15 protein-coding genes and 1 tRNA gene are annotated in these 22635 nt (G+C 65.9%); 5 read left to right on the top strand and 11 right to left on the bottom strand.

The features are described from left to right. Positions 1 to 16: 16 nt before the first annotated feature. The 7 genes from pknB to R3P93_RS10565 all read right to left on the bottom strand — a co-directional run bounded on the left by pknB (position 17) and on the right by R3P93_RS10565 (position 9757). Positions 17 to 1957: a Stk1 family PASTA domain-containing Ser/Thr kinase gene (pknB, locus tag R3P93_RS10595; RefSeq protein ID WP_317532985.1), complete on the bottom strand. Its 1941-nt coding sequence runs from the start codon at positions 1955 to 1957 to the stop codon at positions 17 to 19. After that, complete coding sequence (locus tag R3P93_RS10590; RefSeq protein WP_269596379.1) at positions 1954 to 3318, bottom strand: serine/threonine-protein kinase; 1365 nt, start codon at positions 3316 to 3318, stop codon at positions 1954 to 1956. The genes pknB and R3P93_RS10590 overlap by 4 nt, the downstream gene beginning before the upstream one ends. 6 nt (positions 3319 to 3324) lie before the next feature. Then, on the bottom strand, positions 3325 to 4809 hold the full coding sequence (locus R3P93_RS10585) for a peptidoglycan D,D-transpeptidase FtsI family protein (RefSeq protein ID WP_068045550.1): 1485 nt from the start codon (positions 4807 to 4809) through the stop codon (positions 3325 to 3327). Then, the gene (locus R3P93_RS10580) at positions 4806 to 6263 is read right to left on the bottom strand and encodes an FtsW/RodA/SpoVE family cell cycle protein (RefSeq protein WP_094638419.1); all 1458 of its coding nucleotides are present in this window, start codon (positions 6261 to 6263) and stop codon (positions 4806 to 4808) included. Before R3P93_RS10580 ends, R3P93_RS10585 begins: the two co-directional genes overlap by 4 nt. Then, the gene (locus R3P93_RS10575; protein WP_094638420.1) at positions 6260 to 7699 is read right to left on the bottom strand and encodes a PP2C family protein-serine/threonine phosphatase; all 1440 of its coding nucleotides are present in this window, start codon (positions 7697 to 7699) and stop codon (positions 6260 to 6262) included. The genes R3P93_RS10580 and R3P93_RS10575 overlap by 4 nt, the downstream gene beginning before the upstream one ends. Beyond that, entirely contained in the window at positions 7696 to 8160 is a 465-nt protein-coding gene (locus tag R3P93_RS10570; RefSeq protein WP_037195344.1) for an FHA domain-containing protein FhaB/FipA, read from the bottom strand. Before R3P93_RS10570 ends, R3P93_RS10575 begins: the two co-directional genes overlap by 4 nt. Positions 8161 to 8329: 169 nt before the next feature. Then, the gene (locus tag R3P93_RS10565) at positions 8330 to 9757 is read right to left on the bottom strand and encodes a DUF3662 and FHA domain-containing protein (protein WP_149408189.1); all 1428 of its coding nucleotides are present in this window, start codon (positions 9755 to 9757) and stop codon (positions 8330 to 8332) included. 207 nt (positions 9758 to 9964) lie between these two features. On the opposite strand from R3P93_RS10565, the gene R3P93_RS10560 reads away from it, so the two are divergent. The 4 genes from R3P93_RS10560 (at position 9965) to R3P93_RS10545 (ending at position 17616) form a co-directional block, all read left to right on the top strand. Continuing rightward, a tRNA-Leu gene (locus tag R3P93_RS10560) sits at positions 9965 to 10050 on the top strand. A 411-nt stretch (positions 10051 to 10461) separates the two neighbouring features. Further along, positions 10462 to 15051, top strand: a complete 4590-nt coding sequence (gene gltB, locus R3P93_RS10555; RefSeq protein WP_317532984.1) for a glutamate synthase large subunit — start codon at positions 10462 to 10464, stop codon at positions 15049 to 15051. After that, positions 15044 to 16495, top strand: coding sequence for a glutamate synthase subunit beta (locus R3P93_RS10550; RefSeq protein WP_149408187.1), 1452 nt, complete (start codon positions 15044 to 15046; stop codon positions 16493 to 16495). Before gltB ends, R3P93_RS10550 begins: the two co-directional genes overlap by 8 nt. 215 nt (positions 16496 to 16710) lie before the next feature. Next, positions 16711 to 17616: a cutinase family protein gene (locus tag R3P93_RS10545; RefSeq protein WP_149408186.1), complete on the top strand. Its 906-nt coding sequence runs from the start codon at positions 16711 to 16713 to the stop codon at positions 17614 to 17616. Here R3P93_RS10545 and R3P93_RS10540 read toward each other — a convergent pair. Next, positions 17595 to 19121, bottom strand: coding sequence for an MFS transporter (locus R3P93_RS10540; protein ID WP_317532983.1), 1527 nt, complete (start codon positions 19119 to 19121; stop codon positions 17595 to 17597). The two genes, R3P93_RS10545 and R3P93_RS10540, sit on opposite strands and share 22 nt — an antisense overlap. A 98-nt stretch (positions 19122 to 19219) precedes the next feature. Between R3P93_RS10540 and R3P93_RS10535 the strand changes: the two genes are divergently transcribed. Next, positions 19220 to 19516 (top strand): putative quinol monooxygenase, encoded by a 297-nt coding sequence (locus R3P93_RS10535; RefSeq protein ID WP_068045525.1) that lies wholly within the window; start codon positions 19220 to 19222, stop codon positions 19514 to 19516. Here the strand turns inward: R3P93_RS10535 and R3P93_RS10530 are convergent. The 3 genes from R3P93_RS10530 to R3P93_RS10520 form a co-directional block, all read right to left on the bottom strand. Continuing rightward, entirely contained in the window at positions 19451 to 20959 is a 1509-nt protein-coding gene (locus tag R3P93_RS10530) for a phage infection protein (RefSeq protein WP_149408184.1), read from the bottom strand. The two genes, R3P93_RS10535 and R3P93_RS10530, sit on opposite strands and share 66 nt — an antisense overlap. Before the next feature lie 87 nt (positions 20960 to 21046). Further along, on the bottom strand, positions 21047 to 21661 hold the full coding sequence (locus R3P93_RS10525) for a histidine phosphatase family protein (protein ID WP_068045517.1): 615 nt from the start codon (positions 21659 to 21661) through the stop codon (positions 21047 to 21049). A gap of 4 nt (positions 21662 to 21665) precedes the next feature. Then, positions 21666 to 22577: a LysR family transcriptional regulator gene (locus tag R3P93_RS10520; protein ID WP_256980793.1), complete on the bottom strand. Its 912-nt coding sequence runs from the start codon at positions 22575 to 22577 to the stop codon at positions 21666 to 21668. Positions 22578 to 22635: the final 58 nt, after the last annotated feature.

Here is a 22635-nt window from a genome sequence, read left to right as displayed (position 1 = left end):
GCTCGACCCGAGGTGTCTAGCCGGTCGGAATACCCAGCGCCCCGATGCTCACGGTGATGGTGTCGGACTTGCTGATCTCCGAGCCTGCCGGCTGAGTCTGGTTCACGATGCGGCCGACCATCAGTGGGTCGAGCGTCGATTGCCTCGACGTCGACAGGTCCGACGCGGTTCCGGTCCATCCTGCCGATTCCAGTGCTGTCAGAGCCTGAGCTTCGGTGAGTCCGGCCAGGTCCGGCATCGGGATCTTGTCTCCGTTCGACACGCGCAATGTCACGACCGTGTTCTCGGCGACGTTGGCACCACCGGCGGGGTCCGTCGAGACGACCTGTCCCACCGGCTGACTGGAGTCGATGTTCTCTATCTGGACGCGGAGACCGGCACCCGCCACGTTCGGCTGCGCAACGTCGACGAGCTGGCCGACGACGTTGGGCATCCGTACCTGCGCCGGGCCGGAACCGAGCGTGATGCGAACCTGCGAGTCGGCGTTCATGCTCACGCCCGAGGACGGGTTCTGTTCGACGACCCTGTCGAGGTTCTCCGGCGTGGACGGTGCCCGGGCGACGGTGGGATCGAGTTGAAGGCCCACCTCGTTCAAGGCGTCCGACGCCTCCTGTTGCGTTCTTCCGGTCAGTCGCGGCACCTGCACCTGCTGGGGGCCCGAGGAGACGTCGAGTTGGATGTCCCCGGGTGATTCGGTCTGTGATCCCGCGGCGGGGTTGGTGCCGATCGCGGACCCTTCGGGAACCGACGCATCCGGTCTCTCCTGCACGGTGACGCGCAGGCCGACATTCTCGAGTTCCCGCTGGGCCTCGTCTGCGACGAGGCCGGCGACGGACGGCACGGTGACGGACGTGGGCTCAGCTCCGGGACCGAGGGACCACAGGAATGCTCCGACGATCGCGACGACGATGATCGACGCCGCGGAGATCAGCGCGATCTTCAGGCCCCGACGGCTCCTGGGTTCGTTGTCGGGTTCGGTGTGCTTCGACGGGCGGGGTGTGCCGGCGGCTGCAGCTGCCGGCTTGTCCTTGCCGGAGAAGTCCGCCTGCCGTGAATCGACCGATCCGAGAATCGTGGTGCGGTCCTCGTCGTTCATGACCATCGGGGCGCTCGGACGTTGACCGCCGAGCACCCGGACCAGGTCGGTGCGCATCTCGGCGGCACTCTGGTAGCGGTTGGCGGGATTCTTGGCCATCGCCTTGAGGATGATCGAGTCGAGTTCACGCGGCACCGTGTCGTTGACCAGCGACGGCAGCTGAGGATCCTCGCGCACGTGCTGATAGGCGACCGCGACCGGGGAATCACCTTTGAACGGGGGCTCGCCGGTGAGGATCTCGAACAGCACACAGCCGAGCGAGTAGACGTCCGATCGAGCGTCGACCTGTTCGCCGCGAGCCTGCTCGGGCGACAGGTACTGCGCGGTTCCGATGACGGCGGCCGTCTGAGTCATCGGCGACGAGGAATCGGCGATGGCGCGCGCGATACCGAAGTCCATCACCTTCACCGCGCCCGCGTTGTTGATCATGATGTTCGCGGGCTTGACGTCGCGGTGCACGATGCCGTTGCGGTGGCTGAAATCGAGTGCAGCACAGACGTCGGCGATGACCTCCATGGCTCGACGCGGCGCCATGGGTCCTTCGGCGCGCACGATGTCGCGGAGGGTGTCGCCGTCGACGTATTCCATGACGATGAACGGGAGCGGACCGGCTTCGGTCTCGGCTTCACCGGTGTCGTACACGGCGACGATGGCCGGGTGGTTCAGTGCGGCCGCGTTCTGGGCTTCGCGTCGGAACCGCAGATAGAACGTGGGGTCGCGAGCAAGATCGGCGCGCAGAACCTTGATGGCGACGTCGCGGTCCAGCCGAGTGTCACGTGCCAGATGAACCTCGGACATGCCGCCGAATCCGAGTATCTCGCCCAGCTCGTAGCGAGAGGAGAGCGTACGGGGAGTCGTCATCGTTGTCCTTGTGGATCTTGCTGGAATGGAATCTCGATCAGCGGACGTCGCGTCGTCGTCTCGGTGGGCTCCGCCGAGGTGGTCGTGGTTTCCTCGGTGGTCGTCGGCTCCTCCGTGGTGGTCGTCGTCGTGGTCGTCGTGGTTTCTTCGGTGGTGGTGGTCTCTTCGGTGGTCGTGGGTTCGGTCGTCGTGGTCGTGGTGGTGGTCGGCTGCGTGGTGGTCGTGGTCGGCGGCACGAACGGCGTCGGCGTGTCGTCCCTGCCCCCGGTCAACAGCACGTAACCGCCGATGAGGATGGCCAGCAGCAGCAGTCCGGCACCGCCCCAGGCGAGGGCCTTCTGCGCCGACGACATTCCGGTGGACTCGGGTACGGCGGCCGCAGCCGTTCCGGTGGCCGGTCCGCGGTACTCGCGCTGCGACGTCGGCATCATCTGGGTGCTCGACGGCGGCTGCGGGCTGGGCACGACGCCCGGCATCATGACCCTGCCGGTGCCCGAACCGCGGGAGTTTCCGGGCGCAGGCGGGCGTCGGCCGGCCCGGACTGCGGCGACGGCGTCGGCGAATTCGCCACCGTTGGCGTAGCGTGCGGCCGGGTCCTTCACCATCGTGATCTCGATGAGTTCGCGGACGGCGGGAGGCAGGTCGAGTGGCATGGGGGCCGGCGTTTCGCGCACGTGCTTCATGGCCACGGTCAGCGCGCCGTCGCCCACGAAGGGCCGCGTGCCCGCGAGTACTTCGTATCCGACGACTCCGAGCGAGTAGACGTCGGAAGCCGAGGTTGCCTCCTCGCCGAGTGCCTGCTCGGGGGCGATGTACTGCGCTGTGCCCATGACCATTCCGGTCTTGGTCACCGGGGACGCGTCGACGGCTTTGGCGATGCCGAAGTCGGTGATCTTGACCTGGCCGGTGGGGGTGATCAGGATGTTGCCCGGCTTGACGTCGCGGTGGACGACGCCTGCGGTGTGTGCGATCTGCAGCGAACGGCCGGTCTGCTCGAGCATGTCGAGGGCATGGCCGAGCGGCAAGCGGGACATGCGACCCAGCACGGCGTTGAGCGGCTCACCGTTGACCAGTTCCATCACCAGGTAGGCCAGTGATTCGCCCGCGCCGTCGCGGGTCTCGCCGTAGTCGTAGACGCCGGCGATTCCTGGATAGTTCAGCTGCGCGGTGGTGCGTGCCTCGAACCTGAAGCGCTGCAGGAACTCCGGGTCCTCGGAGAATTCGGCCTTGAGTACCTTGACCGCGACACGGCGATCGAGGCGGTTGTCCATCGCTTCCCACACCTGCCCCATACCGCCGGTGGCGATGAGGCGCAGAAGTCGATAGCGCTGCGCGATGACAGCTCCGTTGCTCAGTGGCACTTCACGTCACCTCCCCTGCAATGCGGCTGCGATGACGGCGCGCCCGATGGGTGCGGCCACGGATCCACCGGTCGCGGCGAGGGCTCGATCGCCGCCGTCCTCGACGATGACGGCAATGGCGACCTTGGGATCCTCGGCGGGTGCGAAGCCGATGTACCAGGCATGCGGCGGGGTGTTACGCGGGTCCGAACCATGTTCTGCGGTACCGGTTTTCGATGCGATCTGGACCCCGGGGATCTTGCCCTCCCCGCTGGTGTTGTTCTCGGAGCCGATCATCAGGTCGGTCAGAGTCGCCGCGGTGGCCGAGCTGATCGCCTCGCCCATGGCCTTCGGCTGGTAGCTCGACAGGTCGGACAGGTCGGGAGATTGCAGCTGCTGCACCAGGTTCGGGGCCATCCGCACGCCGCCGTTGGCGACGGTGGCGGCGATGACGGCGTCCTGCAGCGGGGTCAACGCCACGTCGCGCTGGCCGATGCTGGATTGGCCGAGGGCGGCGTCGTCGTCGATGGGTCCGATGGTGCTGTCGGCGACGGTGAGCGGAATGGTCGTGTCCTCACCGATGCCGAAGGCCGCGGAGGTCTCGCGCATCCTGTCCACCCCGGTGTCGACGCCGAGCTCGACGAAGGCGGTGTTGCACGAGCGTGCGAACGCTTCACGCAGCGTTGCCGTTTGGCCACCGCCGCACGTCGAACCGTTGTAGTTCTCCAGCGTCGTCGAGGTTCCCGGCAACGTGATGTTCGACGCGGCCGTGAGTTGATCGTCCGGTGTGGCGCCCGCTTCGAGTGCGGCTGCGGTGGTGATCACCTTGAACGTCGATCCGGGTGGGTAGGTCTGCGAGATCGCCCGGTTGACCATCGGCTTCTCGGGATCGTTGCTCAGGTTCTCCCATGCCGCGGTGGTGGTGCTGCCGTCGTGGCTGGCCAGCAGGTTCGGGTCGTAGCTGGGGGTGCTGGCCATGGCGAGGATGTTGCCGGTGGCCGGGTCGAGGGCCACTACCGAGCCGGTGTATCCCTTGGCGGTCAGCTGGTCGTACGCGACCTGCTGAACGACGGGGTCGATGGTGGTCACGACGTTGCCGCCGCGGGGGTCTCGGCCGGAGATGAGGTCGAACAGTCGTCCACCGAAGAGCCGGTCGTCGGAGCCGTTGAGTACGGGGTCCTCGGCGCGTTCGAGGCCGCTGCTCGAGTACAGCATCGAGTAGTAGCCGGTGATCGGCGCGTTGGCCTGCGGGCTGGCCGGGGAGATCGAATTCTGGGGGTAGGTGCGCAGGTACTTGTAGCGGTCGTCGGTGGGGACCGAGGACGCGAGCACCTGGCCGCCTGCCGAGATCTGACCGCGCTGGCGGGAGTACTCGTCGAGCAGTACCCGTGAGTTCCTCGGGTCGGTGCGCAGATCGTCGGCCTTGATGACCTGGAGGTAAGTGGCATTGGCGAGCAGTGCCACGACCATGACCATCACGGCGATGGACACGCGGCGCAGGGGAGTGTTCATGCGCGCTTCACCATCTCGGTGGGTGCCTCCGCGATGGGCGCTGCGGGGGCGGGCTTCTTCTTGGGCTTCGCCGGCTCACGGGCTGCGTCGGAGATCTTGATCAGCAGCGCGAGGAGCAGGTAGTTGGCGAGAAGCGACGATCCTCCGTAGGACAGATAGGGCGTGGTGAGGCCGGTGAGTGGGATGAGTTTGGTGACGCCGCCGACGACGACGAACAGCTGGATGGCAATGGTGAACGACAATCCCGCAGCGAGCAGTTTGCCGAAGCTGTCGCGAACGGCCAGCGCGGTACGCATACCGCGAATGATGAACAGCAAGTACAGGATCAGGACCGCGGTCAGGCCGATGAGGCCGAGCTCTTCGCCGACCGTCGCAATGATGAAGTCCGTCTTGGCGAACGGCACCTGGGAGGGCCGACCACTACCGAGCCCGGTACCCGCCAACCCGCCCGTGGCGAAGCTGAACATCGACTGGACGATCTGGTAGCCGGTGTCGTTGTAGTCGTCGAACGGTCGCAGCCAGGTGTCGGTGCGGATCTTGACGTGGCCGAACACCTGATATGCGAAGAGGAATCCGACGAGCAGCAGTCCGAAACCGATGATCAACCAGCCGACGCGTTCGGTGGCGATGTAGATCATCACCAGGACGGTTCCGAAGATCAGCAGCGACGTACCGAGGTCCTTCTCGAACACCAGCACGCCGACGGAGACGATCCACACCACCAGGATCGGCCCCAGATCGCGTGCCCGCGGGAAGTCCATTCCGAGGAAGTGCTTGCCGGCGACGGTGAACAGTTCCCGCTTGGCGACCAGCAACGATGCGAAGAAGATGAGCAGCAGAATCTTCGCGAACTCCCCGGGCTGAATACTGAAGCCGGGCAGCCGAATCCAGATCTTCGATCCGTTGACCTCGGAGAAGGCCGACGGCAGCATTGCCGGGATGGCCAGGAGCACCAGTCCGGCGAGACCGACGGTGTAGCCGTAGCGAGCCAGGGTGCGGTAATCACGCAGCAGCACGAGCAGAGCGACGAAACCGGCGATGGCCAGCGTCGTCCAGAGCACCTGCTGGTTGGCGTCGGGCGACGGAATGGGGTTTCCGAGATACTGAGCCTGCTGCTCGTCGGCCAGGTCGAGACGGTGAATGAGCACCAGACCGAGCCCGTTGAGCAGCGCCACGATCGGCAGCAGCAGCGGATCCGCGTAGGGCGCAAAGCGTCGCACGGCCAGGTGCGCCACCGTCATCAACGCGAGATAGGCCACCGCGTACTTCGCCAGATCCCAGGTGATGGTCTGTTCCTGACTGGCTTCGACCAGTACCAACGAGATCGTGGTGATCAGGACCGCGGCACCGAGAAGAAGCAGCTCGACGCCGCGCCGGTTCGATTGAATCGGTGCAGGCGCGAATCCTTCGGGTGGACTCGGAAAGGACCCTCCGGCGGACGGATTCGAACTCATCGAGTACCGGTCCTGCAGTTCTGACCGGGAATCTGCGGGACCGTCGGTGTCGGTACCGCAGTGGTGGTCGGTGCCGCCTCGGGAACGGGCTCCGCAGCCGGGGGCAACGGAACTCCGGGCGGCGGGATGATCGTCGTCGGAGTCGGTTCGACAGTCGTGGTGACGACCGGCTCGGTCTCGCACACCTGGAGCAGGTCACCGGAGGCCAACCGCTCGACCTGACCGCGCGCGTCGTCGAGAGATCCGGACGGCAAGCCGGCCGTGACCTGCTCGCGCGCGGCAGGCAGAAGGTCGTCGATCTCGAACGGAACGCAATCGGCCGGAGCGGCATCCGGAGCGGTCAGCGTGACGGCTCCGTCGTCGTCGAGGCAGCCGATCAGTTCCACGCTCTGCAGCGAGTAGCCCAGTACCGAGCCGGGAAGGCCCCTCAGCACGGTCACCTTGCTGTTGTCGGCACCGACGTAGTAGTTGCCTCTGATGATCGAATTGGCAACGAGCGCACCGATTGCCGCGAGTACCACCAGGGTCAGGGCGATCAACGTCCAGCGCAGTTTGTGCGACTTCTTCTCGGGCGTGACGACCGGGCTGGTGACGCGCTTGGGCGTCGTACGCGGTGGCCGCATCGCGGCGGCGCGTCCGGCTGCGGTGTTGGGCGGAGGGGCGTCTTCCTCGTCCTCGGTGCTGGCGGCACCGCCGAGGATGGGGTGGCTCTGTCCGTAGTCGAGGTCGATCACGTCGGCGACGACGACCGTCACGTTGTCGGGTCCGCCGCTGCGCAGCGCGAGTTCGATCAGGCGATCGGCGCACGGGCCCGTCTCGCCCTCGTTCATGGTGTTCTCGATGGTTTCGTCGCTGACGACGTCCGAGAGGCCGTCGGAGCACAGCAGGTAGCGGTCGCCTGCACGTACTTCCCGAACGGTGAGCGTCGGCTCGATCTCGTTGCCGGTGAGGGCACGCATGATCAAGGAACGTTGCGGGTGCGTGTGCGCCTGTTCGGCGGTGATGCGGCCCTCGTCGACGAGTGACTGGACGAAGGTGTCGTCGCGAGTGATCTGGGTGAGCGAGCCGTCGCGCAGCATGTACGCACGTGAGTCGCCGATGTGTACCAGTCCGATTCGCTTGCCCGCGAACAGGATTGCGGTCAGCGTGGTTCCCATGCCGTCGAGCTCGGGTTCGTCCTCGACCTGATCTGCGATGGACGCGTTGCCTTCGCGGGTTGCTGCCTCCAGTTTGCCCAGCAGATCCTCGCCGGGCTCGTCGTCGTCGAGATGAGCCAATGCGGCGATCATCAACTGCGAGGCCACTTCACCGGCCGCGTGACCGCCCATACCGTCGGCCAGCGCCAGTAGGCGAGCCCCGGCGTACACGGAGTCCTCGTTGTTGGATCGAACCAGACCGCGATCACTGCGGGCGGCGTAGCGAAGGACGAGGGTCACGGGCGCAACTCGATCACGGTCTTGCCGACGCGGACAGGGGTTCCCAGGGGCACGCGAACGGCGGTGGTCACCTTCGCGCGGTCGAGGTAGGTGCCGTTGGTCGAACCGAGGTCCTCGACGTACCAGTCACCGCCGCGGGGCGAGATGCGCGCATGCCGCGTCGACGAGTAGTCGTCTGTCAGAACGAGAGTGGAGTCGTCCGCGCGTCCGATGAGGACGGGCTGCGTTCCGAGCGAGATACGCGTTCCGGCGAGACCGCCCTGGGTCACCACGAGGTACTTGGCCACCTTCTGCTTGTTGAACGACGGAAGAACTTTCGAGCCGCCGGAGTAGCGAGCAGGCACTCGCATGCCTGCGGCCGCGTAGATGTCGCTGCGCAAGGTGCGAAGGACGGCCCAGACGAAGAACCACAACAACAGCAGGAAGCCCGCCCTTGTCAGTTGCAGAATCAATCCCTGCACGACGATTCACCTCCTCCTTCGCAATCGACCTGCATCCCGCCCACGCGAAAAGCCGCGGCGCGGCAGACATGGTTGCCTCGCAGCATCATAGGGTCAAGCAGCTCGTGTGGACGACATACGGGTCGGCGAGAGTGCGAGTCGAACCGCCACCCGAGCCCACGAAAGATCGTCAGACGATCCGGACCAGAATTTCGGAGTGGCCGGCCCGAATGACGTCGCCGTCGGCCAGTTGCCAGTCCTGCACCGGAGCGCCGTTGACGGTGGTGCCGTTGGTGGAACCCAGATCGGAGAGCATGGCCACGCGGCCGTCCCACCGGATCTCGATGTGTCGACGCGAAACGCCGGTGTCGGGGAGTCGGAACTGTGCGTCCTGACCACGGCCGATGATGTTCTGACCGTCACGAAGCTGGAAGTAGCGGCCGCTGCCGTCTTCGAGCTGCAGCGTCGCGGCCAGCGCCTGACTGCGAGCTGCGTACGAGGCGGGCTGGTCGTAGCCGTACCCGTCACCGCGATCGCCCGCGCCCTGCTGCGGGTAGCCGCGACCGTAGGCGGCCGGGGCAGGCGGGTAGTCGTAGCCGGGCTGCTGGTAGCCGGGCTGCTGATATCCGGCGGCCTGGGGCTCGGCGTAGCGACCGGACGGGTCGTTGTACGCCTGCTCCTGATAGGGGGCCTCGGAGTACGCAGCACTGTCGGCACCGCTGTACTGGTAGCCCTGAGCGTCGTAACCCTGCGCGTTGTAGCCGTGGGCGTCGTAACCCTGCGCGTTGTAACCCTGGGCGTCGTACCCCTGATCCTGGCCGCTGGGGTTGCCGTAGGCGTGCGGGTCGTAGCCCTGTTCCTGGCCGGCTGCGCTGTAGGCCTGACCCTGCTCGGGGTACGGCTGCTCGTCGTAGCCCTGGCCGTTGTACGGCTGCTGGTCGTAGCGCGGATCGTGCTCGGCAGGCGCGTAGGCCTGGGCGTCGTAGCCGTTCTGCTCACGTGCTGGGTAGCGCGGATCCTGGCCACCGGCGTAACCGTTGCGCGCGCGCGGATCGGGACGATGACCGTCCGCGGGGTCGCGCTGCGGGTCGTAGCCTGGGTTCTGCGTCATGTGGCCGGCTCCTGGTGTCGACATCGGTGGGGCAGACGGTCGCTGCGTAGCTGAAGGGACGGGACTCGGTGCTGCTTGTGCCGACGCGCCCTGCTGCGGGGACTCGTTCCGTGCAGCAGTCGCCGATCGTCCCACATCGGGATCGACCGAGCCACTGGCACGGAACTGTCCGGTGTGAAGGGTGGGCGACGGCTCGAAGCGAACCACCACGTCGCCGTAGGTCTGCCAGCCTTGATCGCGGATGTAATCGTCGAGGTGACGCGAGAACGCCTTGACCGTCAGTTCGCGGTCACCGGCGAGTTCGGCGTGGTCCGAGCTGTTGATGGTGATCACGTAGCTGTTGGGTGCCAGGAGGTGCCCGCCGTCCAGGGGCCGAACCAGGTCCGACGCTTCCTGCTGGAGCGCTGCCTCCACCTCCGCCGGTACGACGCCCCCGCCGAACACGCGGGCGAAGACGTCTCCGACAGCGCCCTGGAGCTTGCGTTCGAAACGCTGAACGATGCCCATCGTGACCCCTCCTCTCACTGTGTTCTTCCACCGTGTGGTGCCTGCTGGTGTGCAGGTCGCGACAGCCGCGTGTCATCACGAGGTCGCGCTCCAAGCATGATATACGGTGCCGCCGACGGGGACTGCCCGCCGCCGTCGGCTCACGGCACCTCGACGCGGCGATTTTCGAGCGCGGCATGGTGCGTGTTAGTGTTCTCGCCGTCACCCGGGCGGGTGGCGGAATGGCAGACGCGCTGGCTTCAGGTGCCAGTGTCCTTCGGGACGTGGGGGTTCAAGTCCCCCTCCGCCCACCACACTGGCCGCAGCTGATTCGATCGCTGCGGCCAGTAGTTTTTCCGGCCCTTTTTCCTCGAATCGTCTTACAGGCGTGTGATTCTCGGCCGATGTCGGCGCGGGTGTCCGAGACCCGGTCCCGAGGACGTCTCGTATCCGGAAATTCGCAGGTGAAAGCCCGTAATAGGTTTACCTTATTTGCGGTGGCACCCAGGTACTGACTTATCGTTCGTAGTTGGATCGGCCTCACCACGGCCGGATCCGCCACGACCCATTTTCTACCACGCGCCCACCTGCTCGTGCAGAGGAAAGCGTCGACGATCGACAGGTGCAGCTTCAACGGCGAGGACGCACCGCAGGCCGTTCGTGCAGCCGGTTACACCACACCGTCGCCGACGAGTATCAAGGCTGGACTTATCCGAAGGCTAGGTATGAAGCACACTCCGGGCCCGCAAGGCCTCTACGATCCCGCCAACGAACACGACTCCTGTGGTGTCGCGTTCGTGGTGGACATGCACGGTCGACGCAGTCGCGACATCGTCGAGAAGGCGATCACCGCGCTGGTCAACCTCGAGCACCGCGGTGCTGCCGGCTCCGAACCGAACACCGGTGACGGTGCAGGCATTCTGATCCAGGTTCCGGACGCGTTCTTCCGCGCCGTCGTAGATTTCGAGCTTCCCGCGCCCGGCGCGTACGCAACCGGTGTCGCATTTCTTCCGCAGGGCCGCAGCGACGCAGCACGCGCCTGCGAGGGTGTCGAGCGCATCGTCGAGAACGAGGGCCTGACGGTTCTCGGTTGGCGTGAGGTTCCCACCGACGATTCCTCCCTCGGCGCTCTGGCGCGCGACGCGATGCCGACCTTCCGGCAGTTGTTCCTCGCGGCTCCGGACGCGTCGATCACCGACCTCGAACTCGAGCGTCGTGCGTTCGTCATCCGCAAGCGGGTCGAGCACGAGCTGGGCGAAGAGGGCGCGGGCAAGGACGGTCCCGGCCGCGAGACCGTGTACTTCCCGTCACTGTCCTCGCAGACCTTCGTCTACAAGGGCATGCTGACCACGCCTCAGCTCAAGGGCTTCTACCTCGACCTGCAGGACGAGCGTGTCGAAAGTGCACTGGGACTTGTGCATTCGCGCTTCTCGACCAACACGTTCCCGTCGTGGCCGCTGGCGCATCCGTTCCGACGCGTCGCCCACAACGGCGAGATCAACACCGCCACCGGCAACGAGAACTGGATGCGTGCCCGCGAGGCGCTCGTCACCTCCGATGTGTTCGGCGGCTCCGAGGCGCTCGAGAAGATCTTCCCCGTGGTCACCCACGGAGCAAGTGACACAGCACGTTTCGACGAGGTGCTCGAGCTGCTGCACCTCGGTGGACGCAGCTTGCCGCACGCCGTGCTCATGATGATTCCCGAGGCGTGGGAGCGGCACGAGTCGATGGACCCCGCACGTCGGGCGTTCTACAAGTACCACTCCTCGCTGATGGAGCCCTGGGACGGACCGGCGTCGGTGTGCTTCACCGACGGCACCGTCATCGGCGCGGTCCTGGACCGCAACGGCCTGCGTCCGAGCCGGCTGTGGGTCACCGACGACGGTCTGGTCGTCATGGCCTCCGAGGTCGGCGTTCTCGACATCGATCCGTCGAAGGTCGTCCGCAAGGTTCGCCTGCAGCCCGGCCGCATGTTCCTGGTGGACACCGCGCAGGGCCGCATCGTCTCCGACGACGAGATCAAGGACGAGCTCGCGGCCGAGCATCCGTACCAGCAGTGGCTCGACGAGGGCTTGACCTCGATCGACGATCTGCCCGAGCGTCCGCACGTGCACATGCCGCACGACCGCGTGCTCATCCGTCAGCAGATCTTCGGATACACCACCGAGGAACTGAACGTGCTGGTCTCGCCCATGGCGAAGTCCGGTGCCGAGGCCATCGGTTCCATGGGTACCGATACCCCGATCGCCGTGCTGTCGGCTCGCCCGCGGATGCTGTTCGACTACTTCTCGCAGCTGTTCGCGCAGGTCACCAACCCGCCGCTCGATGCCATCCGCGAGGAGATCGTCACCAGCCTCGGCGGCACCATCGGACCCGAGGGCGATCTGCTCAACCCGGGTGCCGACGGCTGCAAGCAGATCGTGCTTCCGCAGCCGATCCTGCACAACGACGACCTCGCCAAGCTCGTCCACATCAACGACGAAGGCACGCAGGAAGAGCTGCGCTCGGTGGTCGTGCGCGGCCTGTACCCGGTGTCCGAGGGTGGTGAGGGTCTCCGAAAGTCGTTGGAGGCCATTCGCGCTCAGGTGTCCGCTGCCATCTCCGGTGGCGCGCGGATCATCGTGCTCTCGGACCGTGAGTCCAGCGAGAAGCTCGCTCCGATTCCGTCGCTGCTGCTCACCTCCGCGGTGCACCATCACCTCGTCCGGGAGAAGACCCGCACCAAGGTCGGTCTGATCATCGAGGCCGGTGATGCCCGCGAGGTGCACCACATGGCTCTGCTCATCGGTTTCGGTGCGGCAGCGGTCAACCCGTACATGGCGTTCGAGTCGATCGAGGACATGATCGAGCGCGGCTCCCTCACCGACATCTCCTTCGACAAGGCCGTGTCCAACTACATCAAGGCCGCGGGCAAGGGTGTGCTGAAGGTGATGTCCAAGATGGGCATCTCGACCCTCGCGTCGTACACCGGAGCTCAGCTGTTCCAGGTCATCGGCCTCTCGCAGGAACTGGTCGACGAGTACTTCACCGGCCTCAACAGCCACCTGGGCGGAATCGATCTCGACCAGGTCGCCGACGACGTCGCAGCGCGGCACGCGGTCGCGTACCTCGACAACCGTCAGGAGCGCGCGCACCGCGAGCTCGAAACCGGTGGCGAATACCAGTGGCGTCGGGAAGGGGAGTACCACCTCTTCAACCCGGACACGGTGTTCAAGCTGCAGCACTCCACCCGCACCGGTCAGTACGACATCTTCAAGGAATACACGAAGATGGTCGACGACCAGTCCGAGCGCCTCGCGTCGCTGCGCGGTCTGTTCCGCTTCAAGACCGAAGAGCGGCAAGCCATTTCGATCGACGAGGTCGAGCCCGCCAGCGAGATCGTCAAGCGTTTCTCCACTGGTGCCATGAGCTACGGCTCCATCTCGGCCGAGGCGCACGAGACCCTCGCCATCGCCATGAACCGTCTCGGCGGCCGCTCGAACTCCGGTGAGGGCGGCGAGGACGTCTCGCGGTTCGAGCCGGACGAGAACGGCGACTGGCGACGCAGTGCCATCAAGCAGGTCGCGTCGGGACGCTTCGGCGTCACCTCGCACTACCTGACCAACTGCACCGACATCCAGATCAAGATGGCGCAGGGAGCCAAGCCCGGTGAGGGTGGCCAGCTTCCGGCGCACAAGGTGTACCCGTGGGTCGCCGAGGTTCGGCATTCGACGCCCGGCGTCGGCCTGATCTCGCCGCCGCCGCACCACGACATCTACTCGATCGAGGATCTCGCGCAGCTGATCCACGACCTGAAGAACGCCAACCCGCAGGCCCGCATCCACGTGAAGCTGGTCTCCGAGGTCGGCGTCGGAACGGTCGCCGCGGGTGTGTCCAAGGCGCACGCCGACGTGGTGCTCATCTCGGGCCATGACGGCGGCACCGGCGCGACGCCGCTGACCTCGGTCAAGCACGCGGGTGGACCGTGGGAGCTCGGGTTGGCCGAAACGCAGCAGACGTTGCTGCTCAACGGTCTTCGCGATCGCATCGTCGTCCAGGTGGACGGCCAGCTCAAGACCGGACGTGACGTCATGGTCGCGGCTCTGCTCGGCGGCGAGGAGTTCGGTTTCGCCACCGCTCCGCTCGTCGTCTCGGGCTGCATCATGATGCGCGTCTGCCACCTCGACACCTGCCCCGTCGGTGTCGCTACGCAGAACCCGTTGCTGCGCAAGCGTTTCGCGGGCAAGCCGGAGTTCGTCGAGAACTTCTTCATGTTCATCGCCGAAGAGGTTCGCGAGCTCATGGCCGAGCTCGGCTTCCGCACGCTCGACGAGGCCGTCGGCCAGGTGGGTCTGCTGGACACCACTGCGGCCAAGGAGCACTGGAAGGCGTCGAAGCTGGATCTGTCGCCGATCCTCGAAGAGGTCGAGTCGGCGTTCATGAACCAGAACCTCTACAACACCGGCGTTCAGGATCACGGTCTGGACAAGGCGCTCGACCAGCAGCTCATCGCGGCCAGCCGCAATGCGTTGGACAAGGGCGAGAAGGTCGCGTTCGAGTCCAAGATCACCAACGTCAACCGCACCGTCGGCACGATGCTCGGGCACGAGGTCACCAAGGCGTACGGCGGCGTCGGACTGCCGGACGACACCATCGAGATCACGTTCACCGGCTCGGCGGGCAACAGCTTCGGCGCGTTCGTCCCGTCCGGCATGACGCTCCGGCTCAACGGAGACGCCAACGACTTCGTCGGCAAGGGACTGTCCGGTGGACACCTCGTGCTGCGGCCGTCGTTGAACGCGCCGAAGGGATTCGTCGCCGAGGACAACATCATCGGCGGCAACGTGTTCCTGTTCGGCGCCACCAGCGGTGAGGCTCTCATCCGCGGTGTCGTCGGCGAGCGTTTCGCCGTTCGTAACTCCGGTGCCGTTGCCGTCGTCGAAGGCGTCGGCGATCACGGCTGCGAGTACATGACCGGCGGCAAGGTCGTCATTCTGGGCACGACGGGCCGGAACTTCGGTGCCGGTATGTCCGGCGGCGTCGCGTTCGTCTTCGATCCGAACAAGACGTTCGAGGCCAACCTCAACACCGAGCTGGTCGACATCGAGGAGCTCGAGGGTGACGAGTTCACCTGGCTCCGCGACATCGTCACTCGCCATCAGGAGCAGACCGGCTCCGAGGTGGCCGAGCGGATCCTCGCGGATTGGTCACAGCAGGTGAACCATTTCGTGAAGGTCATGCCTCGCGACTACAAGAAGGTACTGCTGGCCATCTCCGAAGCCGAGAAGAACGGCGCGGACGTGGACGAAGCGATCATGGAGGCAGCTCGTGGGTGACCCACAGGGATTTCTGAAGAACACGGTTCGCGAAGTACCGAAGCGGCGGCCCGTCGACCTGCGTCTGATGGACTGGAAAGAGGTCTACGAAGACTTCTCGAAGGACACTCTGCGCACCCAGGCGAGTCGATGCATGGACTGCGGTATTCCGTTCTGCCACAACGGCTGCCCACTGGGGAACCTGATTCCCGAGTGGAACGACCTGGTGTTCAAGGACCGCTGGCGCGACAGCATCGATCGGTTGCACGCCACCAACAACTTCCCGGAATTCACCGGACGGTTGTGCCCCGCCCCGTGCGAGGCGTCGTGCGTCCTGGGCATCAACCAGGATCCGGTCACCATCAAGCAGGTCGAGGTCGAGATCATCGACAAGGCCTTCGAGGAGGGCTGGGTCACGCCGGTCTACCCGACGCATCTGACCGGTAAGACCGTCGCCGTCGTCGGCTCCGGCCCCGCGGGACTCGCTGCAGCGCAGCAGCTCACCCGCGCGGGCCACACCGTCACGGTGTTCGAGCGTGCCGATCGCATCGGCGGACTGCTGCGGTACGGCATCCCCGAGTTCAAGATGGAGAAGCGCCACATCGATCGTCGGCTCGCGCAGATGGAGGCCGAGGGCACCGTCTTCCGCACCGGTGTCGATGTGGGCGTGGACATCTCGGCCGACGAACTGCGCGAGCAGTTCGACGCCGTCGTCCTGTCGGGCGGTGCCACCGCGTGGCGCGACCTGCCCATCGAGGGCCGCGAGCTCGACGGCATCTACCAGGCCATGGAGTTCCTGCCGCACGCCAATCGCGTTCAGCAGGGCGATTTCGAGCAGCCGCCCGTCAGTGCCGAGGGCAAGAAGGTCGTCATCATCGGCGGCGGTGACACCGGTGCCGACTGCCTCGGTACCTCGCACCGTCAGGGTGCCGAGAGCGTGCACCAGTTCGAGATCATGGCCCGTCCGCCCGAGGAGCGTGCGACGTCCACCCCGTGGCCGACGTACCCGCTGATGTACCGGGTTGCCTCGGCACACGAGGAGGGTGGCGAACGCGTCTTCTCCGTCAACACCGAGCGTTTCGTCGGCGAAGACGGCAAGGTCACCGCACTCGAAGCCTGCGAGGTCGAGTTCAAGGCCGGCAAGTTCGAGAAGGTCGAGGGCAGCGAATTCACCCTCGAAGCCGACCTGGTGCTGCTGGCGATGGGATTCGTCGGACCCGACAAGGGCGGTCTGCTGACCGACCTGGGCGTCGACTTCAACCAGCGCGGCAACGTCGAGCGCACCAACGAGTGGGTCACCAACGTCCCCGGCGTCTTCGTTGCCGGAGACATGGGCCGCGGCCAGTCGCTGATCGTGTGGGCCATAGCCGAGGGCCGCTCCTGCGCTGCCGCCGTCGACACCTTCCTGCAGGGGGCAACGGCACTGCCGTCGCCGATCGTGCCCACCCAGGCGCCGCAGCGGTAGGTCGCGGTAGCTTTCCCGCAGACCCCCGTCGGGATCAATGTGGCTTTGTTGCAGTCGGACCGACTGAAACTCACATTGATCCCGGGGGGTGGGCGGCCGAACCGTGTGACGGACGGTTACGTCCGTTAACCATGTAGGCATCTGATGGTCACAGGCCCCTGGCATTGTCGGGATCGAACAACGAAGCGTTCGATGACCAGTGAGGCCCCCTCCCCATGAGTGTCAAGAAGATCTGCGCCGGTATCGGCGTCGCTGCAGCTGTTGCGTCCGGTCTGGTTGTCGGAGCGGCATCGCCTGCCGCCGCAGACCCAGCCGATTGCCCGACGATGTACGTCGTGGCCATCCCGGGCACGTGGGAGACCAGTTCGGGTGCCGCCCCGAAGCCGGGCATGCTCACCGACGTCACCGATCGTCTCGGTAGCGGCATCCGTACCGACTACGTCTCGTATCCCGCCACCGCGTTCCCGTGGGAGGGCGAGGTGTACGGGCAGTCCCGTGCCGAGGCCGTCGCCAATGCGGGCGGGATGCTGAAGGCCATGGCCGATCGTTGTGGCGCAACGAAACTCGGCATCATCGGCTACAGCCAGGGAGCCGACGCGGCAGGTGATCTCGCCGCAGCCATCGGCACCGGAGTGGGCGTGGTGCCCGCGGACAAGGTGGTGGCGGTGGGCTTGATCTCCGACCCGAAGCGCTCCGATACCGATGCTCTGGTGGGGCCGGCCGTGGTCGGAACCGGTGTCGGCGGACCTCGGGTGGGCGGATTCGGCTACGTCAGCCCCGTGGTGCGCACCTTCTGTGCCGTCGGCGATCTGTACTGCTCGACGCCCAAGGACGATTACGTCGCGCGGTTGGCCGGCTTCTTGGCCGTCTCGTCCAATCCTGCGCCGAACGTCGCCGATCAGTACTCGCAGGAAGCGCAGTCGCTGATCGCCGATCTCGCAGCAGCCGGTGGTCTGCCGGTGTTGCAGGGCCAGCTGTCCGATCAGGCGAACGCTCAGCGCCAGCGTGAGATCGAGGCGTTCTACCGCTCCGGCATCCACCAGGAGTACCAGAGCTACGACGTCGGAAACGGCCAGTCCGCGACGCGGTGGCTGGCACGCTATCTCGCCGACGCGGTCTGACGGCGTAGCAGCACGAAGACGGTGACGGCACTGACGGCCATCAGGGCGGCGCTCGCGCCCGACGCAAGGTTGAAACCGTCGATGAAGGACAAGTTCGCGACAGCAGTCAGTTGCGAGGAGAACGGCTCCGGCAGGTAGTCCGCCACGGCGATGGCACCGCCGATGGTTTCCCGTGCGGGATCGGCGATCTCGGCAGGGGTCCCAGCGGGGATGGCGTCGTCCATGCGGTGTCGGTAGACGGTGCTGCCGATCGTGCCGAGGATCGCGATGCCGACAGCGCCGCCCAGTTCGGCTCCGGTTTCGGACAATGCCGATGCGGCACCGGCCTTTTCGGGAGCCGCTGCGGTGAGCACGATGTCGGAGTTGAGCGTCGAGGCCGCGCCGATTCCGAAGGTCAGCACGGCCATGCCGGTGAGCAGTAGCGGCAGTCCTGAGTCGGCGCTGACGAATGCCATTGCCGTGCAACCGATGGCGATGAACAGCAGGCCGCCCGCAATGATGGTGCCGGTCCGGATCACCTTGCTCAGCGTCGGTGCGAGCACGGCACCGGCCGCGGCGGCGACAGCCGGAACGAGGAGCCACAGACCTGCTTCGAGCGGCCCCAGCCCGACGACCAGCTGAAGGTACTGCGAGGCGAAGAGACTGAATCCGGTCATGGCGAAGATGACCAGGAATTGCACCACGACCGCTGCGCTGAAGGCACGTTCGGCAAACAGCGTGACGTCGATCAGTGGATTGGCGGCCTTGCGTTGCCGGATGACGAACATCGCACCGAGCGTGAGTCCGGCGAGGGCTGTGGTGACCGTTGCTACGTCGATCCCTTCCTGCGCGCCGTGCTTGATGGTGAAGACGATCGAGAGCATCGAGGAGATCGCGAGGACCACGCTGATCGGGTCGAATTTGCCGGGGTCGGTGTCCTTGAACTCGGGGACCAGGAGTGGGGCAGCAACGAAGAGCACCACCATGATGGGGATGTTGATCAGGAACACCGAACCCCACCAGAAGTGCTCGAGCAGAACACCCCCGATGACAGGCCCCACCGCGGCACCGCCCGCGAAACCGGCGGTCCACAGTCCGATGGCTTCCTTGCGTTGAGTGGGATCGTGAAACATGTTGCGTATCAACGACAATGTGCTCGGAGCAATGGTGGCACCGCCGATTCCCAGCAGAGCGCGCGCAGCAAGAAGCATTTCGGGGGAGGTGGAGAACGTCGCGGCCAACGAGGCGATGCCGAAGACGACGGCACCGATCATCAACAGGGTGCGTCGGCCGATCCGATCGCCCAGAGAGCCCATGGTGATGAGCAGCCCGGCGAGCAGAAAGCCGTAGATGTCGAGAATCCACAGCGTCTGGTTGCCGGTGGGTTCTAGATCGGCCGTCATGAACGGCAGGGCCAGATACAGCACCGACATGTCCATCGACACGACGAGAATCGGCACCACCAGCACCGCGAGGCCGAGCCAATCCTTCCCGGTGGCGCGCTGGTCGGTTGCCGTCTGGCTCACTGTGACTTCCCTTCCCGAATGGACACCTCAGCTTAGGTGGGTCGGGAGTACGTTCGGTGACGAAGAGCTCTCTCGCCGAACGAAGGAAACATCACCTCATGACCAACGATCTGAAGGTCGTCGCCACGATCATCGCCAAGCCGGATGCCATCGACGCCGTGCGTGACGGCCTCGCGGCCCTCGTCGCCGAATCACGGAAGGAAGACGGGAACGTCTCGTACGAGCTGTTCGAGTCGGCGATCGAGCCGGGCACGTTCATCACCATCGAGGTGTGGAAGTCGCAGGAGGACCTCGACGGTCACATGCAGACCCCGCATCTGCAGCAGGCGTTAAGCGAGTTCGGTGCCCATCTCGCGGCTCCGCCCGCCATCCATCCGCTCCGACCCGTCGGCTGAGTCTCCCCGCGCGCTCGCGTACACCAGCGCCGAGACGGCCAGCAAGGCCGCCGTGGCACCGATCGCGAGCCATCCGGTCCCGCTCATCTCGCCCGACGCGATGATGCGGGCACCGGCCGCGGTGTAACTCATCGGCATGAACGCGGCGAGGTCGCCCCAAATGGGCGCAGTCGACGCATATGCGAAGCCGCAGACGACGACCTGCACCACCAGGGCGACGACGTTGACGATCTGGCCGACCACGGCACCGAGCACCCGTTGAATCGCTCCCGCTGCGGCGAGGTAGGCCGCGGCCGAGAAGATCAGGAACGCGCCTGCACCCAGCACCGGTCCGAGGGCTGCATCGGTGGCGAAAGCGAAGGCGACGGCGGCGCTGATGCCGACGGCAGCCACGGCTGCGACCACCGACAGCAATCGTGGGTTGCTGTCCCTGCCGAGAACTCGAACGAGACTGACGCAGCCCAGGGCTCCGAGAGCCACCAGCGCGGCGATCAGATACGGGGTGGCACCGGCACCGCCGGACGTTGTCGTGGCCACGAGATTCTGCTCCGCGGCCGCGTCGTCGGTGGCGGCAGCGGTTCCCGGCGGGAGTGCCGCGGAGGCGTCGCGCACGTTGGTGGCAATGCCGTTGACGATGCCCTCGACCGGCTCGACCGACGTCACGAGCTGATCGGTACCTGCCTTGAGCTGCTGGCCACCGTCGTCGAGCTGGCCGAGTCCGTCCCGCAACTGCACCGTGGCGTCGCCGAGCTGAGCGGTGGCCCCGAGGAACTGACTGTTCGGGTCGTTGAGCTCGGAGGACAGCTGCTGAGCACCACCTTTGAGGGTCTGCAGCTGGGCGAGAGTGTCGGGGCCGAAGGCCTGCGTGTTCAAGGTGTCGATGACGCCCCGGATCTCGCCGGAGATGGCGTCGGATCCCGGGTGCGGGAAGCGATCGACCTGGTCCGCGGTGGCGGCGAGTTTCGCGGTGAAATCGGCCTGCAGCGCCCCGAATCCGGCGAGTTGGTCGACGACCTGGTCGACGCCGCCGCTGATCTGAGACGCGCCGTCACCGAGCTGACCGATGCCGTCGCGATACTGCCCGAACCCGTCGGCGAGCTGAATCGTTCCGTCGTGAGCCTGGGTGATGCCGTCGGCGAGCTGCCCGACGCCGTCGTTGAGCTGCGTTCCGCCCTCGGTCAGCTGACCGATACCGCTGGAGAGAAAAGTGATGGGCAGAGATGCGCTGTTGAGGCTGGTCCGGGCCGCGGCCAGAGGATCCGCCGTCTGCTGGTCCGGTGCCGGTGCCTGCTCCGTGTCGGCGACGGCGGTGGTGGTGGTCGCCGTGGATTCGCCACCGAGGTCGTAGCCGGTGCCGAGTGCAAAAGCACCTACCGCCACCAGAGGAAACGCCAGCGCAGTGAGAGCAACGGCAGGACGTCGGAAGATACGCAATTCACCCATGATGAGTTCGAGGCTAACTGCCAGGTTCGGCCTCGCCGACCACTCGATGGCCGTCGACGCCCCATTTCATGTCCTCTACCTGGGAGTTTAAGAGCTCTCTGTGGATTGTCGGTTCCGGGGCAACAGGTCCCACACATGCTCGGTCTCGTTCACCGAGGAGACCGACCTGGCGCCACTGCGGGAGAACAGCACACGTGTCACCGAGCAGTAGTCGATCGGGAAGCCGAGCACCTTCGGGGTCTGCAGAATGTCCTGCAGCAGGATGTTGATCACGCCGCCGTGGGCGAAGAGCGCGACAGTGTCGGTGTGTGCGCTGGCCGACACGATGTCGGCGACGCCGGCCAGAACTCGCTGCCGAAACGCCTGCTCGTCGACCTGCTCGGGAAGGTGCCCGGCCTTGATGCGATCGAATGCCTCACGGAACTCGGTTTTGGCGGACTCGATCGGAACGTAGCCGCCGAAGTCGCGATCGTATTCGGCCACACGCTCGTCGGACTCGACGGTCAGACCGAGCCGATCGGCAAGAGGCTGCGCCGTCTGAACAGCGCGGAGTTGCGAACTCGACACGACTCGGGAGACCGGGAACCTGGCCACGGCACCCGGAACCCGCAGAGATTGTTCGACGCCGAGCTCGGCGAGAGCGGGATCGGCCGAGGTCTCCGACCGTTGCGGGAGAGCGTGCCGCACCAGAACCAGTTGCATCGACTCACCTAATCACGAGTGTTCGACCACTGCGCAGCACCATCGATCGAAAGGCCGCCACCTGACGCGGCGAATCGGCCTGCGGATCCCACACCATGCCGATCCGTCTACGGGCCGCGGGTTGGGTGAGCCCGATGTCGACGGTTCCTCCTTCACCGCTGTGCGAGCGGATTCGCGGCAGTATGGCGATGCCGAGACCGGCCCCGACGAGGCCGCGCACCGTGTGGGTGTCCTGCCCCTCGAATGCGATGCGCGGGCTGAAACCGGCGTCCGCCCACAGCTCGTCGCAGATCGACCGCATGCCGAAACCGTGGCCCATCGCGATGTAGTTCTCGTCGGCGGTGTCGGCGAGATCGACCGATCTGCGTGAGGCGAGGCGGTGATCGGCCGGAACCACCAGCATCAGCCTCTCGTCGTAGAGCTGGAACGAATTGTTCTCGGTGTGCTCGGCGCTGAGGGAGACGAATGCCAGGTCCGAGACCCCGTCTTCGAGACGGTCGAGGCAGCGTGCGCGCGCACCCTGGTCCAGATCGAACGTGACGGCCGGGTGGTCGACGCGGAACTGCCGGATCAGCGCCGGTACGACGTCCTCGCCCAGGGTGTTCTGAAACGCCACTGCGATGCGGCCGCGGGCCCTGGCGTCGTGCTCGGTCATGGCGTCGATACCGGCGTCGATGTCGCTCAGCGCGCGCTGAAGATAGGGAATCAACACTCGGCCGGTGCTGGTGAGCACGATGCCGCGGCCGCGTCGTTCCACGATGTCGACGCCGAGGATCGCCGAAGCACGGGCTACCTGACGGCTGACGGTGGGTTGTGGGACGCCCAGGACGTGGGCGGCGTCGGTGATGTGCTCGGTATCGGCCACCGCGACGAGTGTCGGCAGTAGCGGCAGCAGTTCGATCGTTTCGCGACGCATCGTCGAATCATATCGCTGATGAATCGGTTTGCTGCCTCTCATGCATTGGACGAATAAC

Origin of the sequence: Rhodococcus cerastii (genome assembly GCF_033042195.1) — a bacterium.
Lineage (GTDB): Bacteria > Actinomycetota > Actinomycetes > Mycobacteriales > Mycobacteriaceae > Rhodococcoides.
The sequence above is the reverse complement of the archived record's forward strand: the minus strand, read 5'-3'. Positions and strand labels throughout refer to the sequence as shown.

Bases quoted from the DNA above. Each gene is read 5' to 3' on its own strand.
- pknB (WP_317532985.1), bottom strand. From the start codon at position 1,957: ATGACGACTCCCCGTACGCTCTCCTCTCGCTACGAGCTGGGCGAGATA.
- R3P93_RS10585 (WP_068045550.1), bottom strand. From the start codon at position 4,809: ATGAACACTCCCCTGCGCCGCGTGTCCATCGCCGTGATGGTCATGGTC.
- R3P93_RS10580 (WP_094638419.1), bottom strand. From the start codon at position 6,263: ATGAGTTCGAATCCGTCCGCCGGAGGGTCCTTTCCGAGTCCACCCGAA.
- R3P93_RS10565 (WP_149408189.1), bottom strand. From the start codon at position 9,757: ATGGGCATCGTTCAGCGTTTCGAACGCAAGCTCCAGGGCGCTGTCGGA.
- gltB (WP_317532984.1), top strand. From the start codon at position 10,462: ATGAAGCACACTCCGGGCCCGCAAGGCCTCTACGATCCCGCCAACGAA.
- R3P93_RS10545 (WP_149408186.1), top strand. From the start codon at position 16,711: ATGAGTGTCAAGAAGATCTGCGCCGGTATCGGCGTCGCTGCAGCTGTT.
- R3P93_RS10535 (WP_068045525.1), top strand. From the start codon at position 19,220: ATGACCAACGATCTGAAGGTCGTCGCCACGATCATCGCCAAGCCGGAT.
- R3P93_RS10530 (WP_149408184.1), bottom strand. From the start codon at position 20,959: ATGGGTGAATTGCGTATCTTCCGACGTCCTGCCGTTGCTCTCACTGCG.
- R3P93_RS10525 (WP_068045517.1), bottom strand. From the start codon at position 21,661: ATGCAACTGGTTCTGGTGCGGCACGCTCTCCCGCAACGGTCGGAGACC.
- R3P93_RS10520 (WP_256980793.1), bottom strand. From the start codon at position 22,577: ATGCGTCGCGAAACGATCGAACTGCTGCCGCTACTGCCGACACTCGTC.